Raw genomic sequence first — 8,578 nt, 5'->3', positions numbered from 1 at the left:
AAGTTTACATTCGCATTTATAAAAAATAAAAAGCACTTTTTAATGTTTTAAAAGTGCTTTAACTTGATGTTGATGTGACGGAACCTCAAGTATGTAGAAATTTAAAAAAGTCCCTTCATAATGCTAAAGGGACTTTGCTCACACAAATGATCTGTACATCAATTCATCTTTGATATACAGATCATTTGTATGATAATTTTAAAAAATAAGTGCAGAGAATTATATTACATGAATGCTTTTATAAGTGTTGTTACTAATGGAAGTACTCCACCTAAGAATGCTAAAACTGTCGTTGCGATTGCCATATTATTTCCTCCTCTTTTTTCGTATTAAGATATGATAATTTTTATAAATAATTGCTGAATAATGAACTTACATTACTGCTTTTAAAAGCTCTCCTACTAATGGGATGATTCCACCTAAGAATGATAAAACTGCCATTGCGATTGCCATATTATTTCCTCCTCTTTTTTCGTATTAAGGTATGATAATTTTTATAAATAATTGCTGAATAATGAACTTACATTACTGCTTTTAAAAGCTCTCCTACTAATGGAATGATTCCACCTAAAAATTTTAAAACTGCCATTGCGATTGCCATATTATTTCCTCCTCTTTTTTCATATTAAGATGTGGTGGATCTTTATATCCTCATTATAGTAAGCGCTTACATTTATAACAATACATTTCTATATGCAATATTGCATATAGGGCAATATTATACATTTAGACAAAAATTAGACCTCTATTAGTCATTCTTTAATGGTACCATAGCGAGGTGAGAGTCTTTAAGGGTTCTCCTTAATAGGAGGAAACGAATATGGAAAGAGTGCAAGCGATTGACAGTAATCTAAAATTCAAGAGCTGGGCTAAACAGGTATTAGCTGTAGGCGGAATGTTAGGGTTCTGCTTCTTTGTGTTATATTTTTACAGTTTCTTAATTGTTATGTAAATATATACAACTATACTAGTGAAGACTTACCTACAGAGGTAAGGCTCTTTTGTTGTATCTGAGGTGAATTTTTTTTGGAGGTACTCCAAAATATTGGGTTGATGGGCATGTGGTTCTACTTCTATCACTGAAAGTAAACTAATATTCAAAAGTTTATATTGGAACTTATAATTGAAATCCAACATACAATGCTATGAGCATTTACATCTTAGTTTTAGTCGGTCAATAAGAAAAACCACAGCAATCACTGTGGTTTTTCTTATTGACGAAACTGAAAGTAAACTTCTATGTAAAAGTTTACTTTCAAATCAATCTGGACTTACCAAAAACTGGGGAAAGAGTCCCTTTTAGTTTTATATTGCTAGATTTGAAATTATTCAATTATTGAAAAGGAACGTCGTATATAAACCATGTTTCATTTTTTTGATACATATGGAATTGAATGTCTGTACCTATCCATGGGGGCATATTAATAACTGCGGAATCCTTGTAATCTTCGTTTATTACTACAGATGATCTTGCAAATCTGAAAGATGATAGAATTGTTTTATGAAATTCAGGTGCCTCTTTTAAAAATTGTTTCTTTTCTTCGGTCATTTTTTCATCATTTTTATAGAAAAGATAAGTTGTTTCATAATTTTTTTCTTGTATTGAATGTAAATATAATCTTACTACTGTTTTAGGTTTTTGCTCTTTTAGTGTATAAATATTTTGGGATTTTTGTAATGTATCATATAACTTTTGTTCTGTATGATTTAAATCTGCTAAATAAGGGGAAAGAGGAAATACAAACCAAAGAATAATGATTACTAAAATAAATAAACCTATTTTTTTCTTGTTCATTTAATTGAAACTCCTTATGTAATTATTAAGAATATAGTAGCATGGATATTTCTTTATATTAATAAAAAAATATCTTCTCGTGTCTGTCAACGGTAAGCGGACAAAACGAAACGATAGTGAAGTGAAGGAGCATTAAGGAGTTGACAGACTTACTGTCCCAGACCCTCTTGTGGTTGTCAAACGGTACCCGTTTGACCCTGCCTACCGGCGAGGGAGCCCCCTCAAAAAATGAGGGGGTTGGGGGAGTTTGTTAGATGGGGTCTGGGGAAGAGTTCCCCAGTGGGTTTGGGCAAAGCCCAAGGTTTATTTTTGCCATGCTGGGCATGGCTCGGCAAAGCCGAAAAGCGTCGCAGACCCCTATCGATTTTGATACAAAGTGTCAAAATACGTATAGGGTTACTTTAATTGACTCCATTTCGTCGCTTTGCTAGACTTATGGTATCAATTAATCTAGAGAAAGTGGTGGCATTTTATGTTGGGTTCTATCTCATTTAATCAATCTCACCAAAGTTCATTGAGCCACAATAACAGAGAAAATATTCATGGAAATCCTGGCATAGATCCATCCAGGTTAGAGGAGAATATTTATTTTGTTCAAAAGGACATCCGAAGTGTATACAAGGATGTTTTTCAGGAAGCGGTGGACAAGTATAACGAGAAACAAAAACGGAATGACCGTAAGATTGATGATTACTATGACAAAATACATAAAGATGATAAGACACATGAGCAACGAGAATTGGTTGTAGCGATTGGGGAAGGTAAAGATGACCCAATGTATAGAGGGGCGAAAAAAGAAGCACTGAAGCGCTATGCTGAAGCGTTTCAAGAGCGAAATCCAAATCTAGTAGTTTATAACATGGTTTTACATGATGATGAAGCTAATCCGCATTTACATATTAACTATGTACCGAATTTCGAAAGTAGTCGAGGATTAACGAGGCGTGTCGGAATGGATAGAGCCTTGCAACAACAAGGTGTAGAAGGAACGGGAAGAAAGTTAATTGCACATTGGAGAGAATTAGAAACGGCCTATATTGAGCAATTGGCTAAAGAGCACATTCCGAATTTTGAACGTGCTAATGTAGGTTCACATAAGTACATGAAAGTCCGTCAATACAAGGAATATGCAGAAACAAAATCAATTGTTGAGAATCAAGTGCAAGAAAAAGAAACGCAGTTACAAGTTATTGACCGTCATTTGAAAAATGATGAGGAAAAGGCAAATGAATTACAAGTAGTAAAAAAACGTTTAGAAAGTGATGTTAATGATAAGTACGTAGAATTAAAGGCAGTAAATCAAAAAATAGAGAGTGGAAATGAGAAGTTACAGCTAATTGGCCAGCGTCATGTAGATTTAGAAAAAAGAGTAAAACAAATGCAAAAAGAATTAGATAGTGCTACGGATCAAGTACCAAATGAACCTGTTAAAATTCCATTTTTGCGTAAAGAAGTAATAACAGAAGTACAGGATAAAATGTTTGGAAAAGCTGAAATCACGAAGAAACAGACAAGAAATTATGTGTTATCACCAGAACAATATCAAGAATTTATAAAACAAGTGAATGCAGCGATTACTATTAAAAAAGATTATGAGCGTTTGAAAAAAACAGATTTTGTGAAAGAGAATGAGAGTTTACGAGCAGATAATAAAGATTTAAAAGAAACAATAGAGGGTAATAAGCTTGCTTTAAATCATTCGTATAAACAAAATCGTGAATTGAGAGAAGAAAATGAAGAATTACATGCTGAAATAAGTGGTTTAAAAGCTCATATAAAGGATTTAAAGACAAACATAAAGGTTTTGTATCACAAAACAAAAAAGGTCCTTGGAGAGCAATTCAAAGCGTTTAGAGGGCTTATTAAAAATGAATTGGGTAGCAAGGGAATAGATAATCAATTTGAACGTGAACATAAGAGAGAAATGAGCAGACATCAAGATTTTGATAGGGAGAGATAGGAGTGATAATGGTGAAAACATTGAATTGTATGAGTTTGAAGAAGAAAAAGAGGATTGAATGTTGTGTTTTTGCAAGAGATGGAAAGCTTTAACAAGGTGTTTCATGTTATTATAAAGAAAGATATACAAACGAGAAAAACCGCCCAAGCTTTGGACGGCAAGGCGGTTTTTCATAATAAGGTTGGAATCAACCAATATATATTCTATATACATTCTAACATATAAAAGTTGATTCCTTCCACTAAGGGAGAGAATTATTTTATGACAAAAGTTGTAGATTTTGGACAAGCTGAAAAAAAAGCCAAAATAAGAGATAGTAAGATTGATAGTATTTATGACCAGTTGCAAACTGGTGGATATTCAGAAGAAGAAAGAGCTATGCTTTTACAGATGTTAAGTAAAATGTCTGGAGGGGAAGAATATTTCATAGGTAAAAAGAAAAAACCTACAGATCGGGTGAGATTTGTGCAAATTATAATGGATAATATAGATTATCTGATTGGAATAGGTTACTTAAGTAGTAAGGAAGAAGCTTTTTTATTCAAATTAACTTCATCTGTAGAGTTTAAAACCAATGTTCTCGTAGAACGTGAAACAAATAATCCAGCATCACCTACATATCTAGCTGAAAAGTTTAAAATGACTCGTCAAAGTATTTCTAGTGTTATGAATGGTTTATTAAAAAAGGGAGTATTAGCAGTTGCACAATCTGGTGTTACAACTGAAGATGGACGGGTTTGTACTAGTCGTACATGGTTTGTAAATCCAAATGTTATGTGTTGCTCTCCTAAAGATGGCATAGATAAAGCAACTCAACATATTTTTAGAGATTCATTAAGAAATTTTAAAGTTGAAGATCAAGGAAAGAAAAAACATAAACTACCTATTTATTTATTTTAAAAGAATGCAAAAAATTTCTTGCGTTCTTTTTTTTGTTTTTATTTACCTTTTTTTAGGTGTCACTTTTTTTTGACACCGGTGTCACTTTTTTTTGACACCCTCTCTTCTATAAACCCTTGCTATTACTGACTTTCTTTACTTTGCTCTTCTCACTCTTATATATAAGGCTAAAAGTTCCGCAAGGAACGGGTCGTATTTTTGAGAAAAACACTCAAAAATCTCCACCCTCAGAATCAAAAAAGCGGTTCGTTCATCCTCACCTAAAGGCTAACGCCTTTTTTTTTTGATTCTGTCCTTGCAAAACTTTTTTCGGCTCGTGTGCTTTTCTCGCCAAGCCGACAGACAAAAAGCAAAGCAATGGTTCTCGACTTGGACAAGCAATTATACGAGCCGAACCGCTTAGATCATTCGTCCTAAGATAGTTCTTATCCAAAAAATAGATACGTAATACGTGGGGTTTCGCCCCCACACGACGAGCCAGCACTCTAGCCAAAAAGCAAATTTCAAACCAAAAGGCCAGAATAAAACTACATTAAGTAAAAAAAGGTATATTATATTTGTTGAATAGATTTTCTTTAAAGACAAGAAAAGTAGGTGAACAAAGTGGGAAAATATCAATTGGATTACAAAAGTCAGGTAGCTGTGACAAAGTTTCATGAAAAACAGACGCCTGCCAAATTTGATAAAAAGCAGCAAATTGAAAAATTGCGTGCGGAGTATTTGAAAAAGAAGCAAAAACAAACAGATAAATAAATTGTGAAAAATGCTATGAATATTTATTTATAGAGAGTTAACATAACGTCCTATTATCGGGAGTCAATGTATTTATGAGATTACCAAAAGCCCTCCGGATCACTTAACTGGAGGGCTTTTAGATTCACATAATTAGTGTTATTGGAAGTTATAAGCACAGTTTGTATTATGTTTAGGTAAATCTCAATTTTCATCAAGCATATAAAGTTCCTAAAATAAATCAAATATGATATTAGTTATGTAAGTTTCTAAGAATGCAGCAACGATAATTATAGGTAAAGTTAAAATAGCATAAATTTTTATTACTTCTAAAGTCTTTTTATTAAGAGATACTCTTTCTTTATCCTTTTTGAATATAATTTTTAATTTGATTCTAATAAATTTATTTAATTCAAAAAGAATAGCCGCAAATAAACACAAAGCGAAAACTTCAACAAGGTAATGAGGGATGGATGAAATTATCATCACAAACCCTTTTTTAAAACCAATTTGTAACGCAATTCCAAAAGAAACCCCAAGAAGTGAAGCAGTTAAAATTATATGTATAACATATAAAAATTGTATTGGAATCAAGGCTAATATAAACATTTGTAAAGGCACGATAAAGCCATTATTAACAATGTATTCCCATGCCTTTTCTATACCTGTTGATTCCTTTACTTGATCTGGTATTCTATTTCCTAATCCTTCCAGTGTTTCTTTTAGATCTGGATTGATTATAAAAGTTATTATGGTTGCAATAACTGTTAGTGCTACCCCTAATATGAAAAAGTTAATAGCTCTTTTAAATACAACCTTATTAATTACATTCGAAATAACCCTCACCCCTTTTTTCTAAATTTTACCATCTTAATAATGCGATGGTAAAGAAATTTTTTCTTGTATATCGTATACATATTCAGTTAACATAACGCCAATTATCGGTAGCAAATAAAAAGTGAAATCCTTGGTATATCAATGGATTTTGCTTTTTTCTTTTAATCATACTATGCATGATTTTATACATTGTGGAGATGATGGAGGTTTTCAGGCTTACGAATGTCCTGTATTAGTACAAAAATCTGTATAAAATCTTGTATAAAAAAAGTAGTTGAGTTACTGTGCTCTAAAGAGAAAAGGAATAAATTGTAATCTGGGGAATATGTAATCCTAAACTTTTAAAAAAAGGAGGGATTTTTATTTCATTGAAAAGAGCCATTGGTTACTTTTTATATTCTGTTGTCTTCTTTACATCACTTTTCATCGTTATACGTACTTCAAGCTTGTTAAAAGAGCATGGAGCTACAACGTATAATAGGTTTCCATATCTCATTTATACTCCTTTGTTATACATCGCTATTGGAATACTTCTTGGATTGCCGACTTTTCTTAAAGAAAATAGGAAAGTAGGAAGATGGTCTTTCCAAATAGAAAAATTAATATTTGTAGGTATACCAGCACTGTATATTGCTTTTTATCCTTTACTTTACTTCAGTACAGGTATCTTGATGTTACCAAGCTATATCGACTTTTTAATCATGTCTACAGACATATATCTTATTGCTGCCTTAGTCTTTGGGTATATTTTTATAACTGCTGTAGAAAAGAATTCTACAGCATAATAAGATGTTCAAATACATGTGAAATAAAACAAGCCTTGCTTATAAGCAAGGCTTGTTTTATTTCCAGAATTTCCACCAAGGATGTTTATTTTCTGTAGTAGGAGCAACTAGTTGTTTAGTCTCTTGAATAGATCGTATGTTATATAATAGTTGTTCATCTCTTTCTTGCAACAATTGTTCATGGTGTTTTTGATATATTTGTATACCGTCTTTCAATGTTTGAAATTCTTCTTGAGTTCGTCGTAGTTCTTCTCTCATGGATTGAAGTTCTTTTGTTATTTCTTCGCGTTCCTCACGCAACAATTCACGTAACAAATTAGTGTTGTTTTCGCGTTCCAATACTTCTTTATCTCTTGTAATAAGCAAGGATTGGGAATCCACTGGATCATGAGACGTTCCACTCGTGTTCCAATTTTCATTATTTATGGTTATTGCTACGGTTTTGGCAGCATCCGTCTTGTTATATCCGGCATCTTTCATAAGTGTTTGAAATTGTTTCAAAGCTTTTATATCTTTTGAAGTAAAGGTTCGATACTCGCGATTACTTTTAGGATCACGAACTTTTACAAAGATGTACTCATGTTTTTCTAACTCTAAACACCATTTACGCAAATAGCTTTCGCTAATACTTAACATTTCTGCTACTTCTTTGGTTAGGAAAGCCGGGACTGGCTCGGATTGTATACCATTCCGCGTTCCATCAGACATTGTTCCTCACGCTCCTCTTAATGCTCCAATTGACGTTCCTAAATTTACATTATACATGATAAAACGAAATACCTTTGAAATGTGAAATTTGTCGGTAATATAGGTCAAGTCAAACTTCAAAATTCGTAGACTAAGGGCAAAGTACCTTATCATTCTAATCAATGAACAGAATGAGATACTACCGATAAGTGGTGTTATGGTAACTAAAATTATATAGGATAAGTAAGTCTTTGTAAGTATTACCACCATGGTATAATATGGTTAATTCTGTTTATAAAAAGGAGAAATGTTTAATGGGAATTTTTACAGCAGTGTTAGTAACTAGCTCTATTTTATTCTTAGCTTGGGTTGTAGGTGAAAGAGAGAAACAAAATCAACAATAATATTTTATATTTATGGATAATTATAATTGTTAAAAAAGCTAGCATCGATCTAGCTTTTTTTTTTGTTTACAGGTGTTCTAATTTCTTTATTTACGCTGTTTTGAATGTATACTTTTGTTAGCGTTTTTGAACAAAATTAGTTAAATGCGATAAAACCAATAAAATCAAGGATTTGAATGTAAACTAATATAGTAAAGTTTACATTCATTTTCTTAATGAAGAATATAAAATTTATTAGTTGAAATTAATAAGAATTTAATATACTTAATATTAATAATATTCAGTATAAACATTATCAATTTACTATATATTCCATTTATGTAAGAGTATTAGTAAGCTAAACTTTTCTTTAAATCTTTGCCCCTAACAAAGGTTTAAAGGTTTTACCATTTTTCTGGTTTAAGATATATTAAAAAAAGGAATCTGTAATAGTTTCCTTTTTTCTTTTTCTTATTATTGAATGTAAACTTTTATACTG

Annotated in this window: 8 protein-coding genes; 5 read left to right on the top strand and 3 right to left on the bottom strand. The window is 31.9% G+C overall.

Annotated features, from left to right (window positions below; all coding sequences use genetic code 11):
* Positions 1 to 820 precede the first annotated feature (820 nt).
* The gene (locus tag QRE67_RS26050) at positions 821 to 952 is read left to right on the top strand and encodes a hypothetical protein (RefSeq protein WP_286125417.1); all 132 of its coding nucleotides are present in this window, start codon (positions 821 to 823) and stop codon (positions 950 to 952) included.
* A 381-nt stretch (positions 953 to 1,333) separates the two neighbouring features.
* Here the strand turns inward: QRE67_RS26050 and QRE67_RS26045 are convergent, their stop codons facing one another.
* The gene (locus QRE67_RS26045) at positions 1,334 to 1,795 is read right to left on the bottom strand and encodes a hypothetical protein (RefSeq protein ID WP_286125416.1); all 462 of its coding nucleotides are present in this window, start codon (positions 1,793 to 1,795) and stop codon (positions 1,334 to 1,336) included.
* Between the two features lie 472 nt (positions 1,796 to 2,267).
* On the opposite strand from QRE67_RS26045, the gene QRE67_RS26040 reads away from it, so the two are divergent.
* The 3 genes from QRE67_RS26040 to QRE67_RS26030 all read left to right on the top strand — a co-directional run bounded on the left by QRE67_RS26040 (position 2,268) and on the right by QRE67_RS26030 (position 5,408).
* Positions 2,268 to 3,755: a plasmid recombination protein gene (locus QRE67_RS26040; RefSeq protein ID WP_286125415.1), complete on the top strand. Its 1,488-nt coding sequence runs from the start codon at positions 2,268 to 2,270 to the stop codon at positions 3,753 to 3,755.
* Positions 3,756 to 4,016: 261 nt separating this feature from the next.
* Positions 4,017 to 4,655: a MarR family transcriptional regulator gene (locus tag QRE67_RS26035; RefSeq protein ID WP_286125421.1), complete on the top strand. Its 639-nt coding sequence runs from the start codon at positions 4,017 to 4,019 to the stop codon at positions 4,653 to 4,655.
* A gap of 603 nt (positions 4,656 to 5,258) precedes the next feature.
* Entirely contained in the window at positions 5,259 to 5,408 is a 150-nt protein-coding gene (locus QRE67_RS26030) for a hypothetical protein (protein WP_098311040.1), read from the top strand.
* A 210-nt stretch (positions 5,409 to 5,618) separates the two neighbouring features.
* Here QRE67_RS26030 and QRE67_RS26025 read toward each other — a convergent pair whose 3' ends face one another.
* The gene (locus QRE67_RS26025) at positions 5,619 to 6,233 is read right to left on the bottom strand and encodes a stage II sporulation protein M (protein WP_286125420.1); all 615 of its coding nucleotides are present in this window, start codon (positions 6,231 to 6,233) and stop codon (positions 5,619 to 5,621) included.
* A 359-nt stretch (positions 6,234 to 6,592) separates the two neighbouring features.
* Here QRE67_RS26025 and QRE67_RS26020 point away from each other — a divergent pair, with 359 nt between their 5' ends.
* Complete coding sequence (locus QRE67_RS26020; RefSeq protein ID WP_286125419.1) at positions 6,593 to 7,009, top strand: hypothetical protein; 417 nt, start codon at positions 6,593 to 6,595, stop codon at positions 7,007 to 7,009.
* A gap of 57 nt (positions 7,010 to 7,066) precedes the next feature.
* Here QRE67_RS26020 and QRE67_RS26015 read toward each other — a convergent pair whose 3' ends face one another.
* Positions 7,067 to 7,717 carry a DUF3967 domain-containing protein gene (locus QRE67_RS26015; protein WP_286125418.1) on the bottom strand — a complete coding sequence of 217 codons (651 nt, stop codon included), beginning with the start codon at positions 7,715 to 7,717 and terminating at the stop codon, positions 7,067 to 7,069.
* Between the last annotated feature and the right edge of the window lie 861 nt (positions 7,718 to 8,578).

Source organism: Bacillus sp. DX3.1, from assembly GCF_030292155.1.
Classification (GTDB): domain Bacteria; phylum Bacillota; class Bacilli; order Bacillales; family Bacillaceae_G; genus Bacillus_A.
The sequence above is the reverse complement of the archived record's forward strand: the minus strand, read 5'-3'. Positions and strand labels throughout refer to the sequence as shown.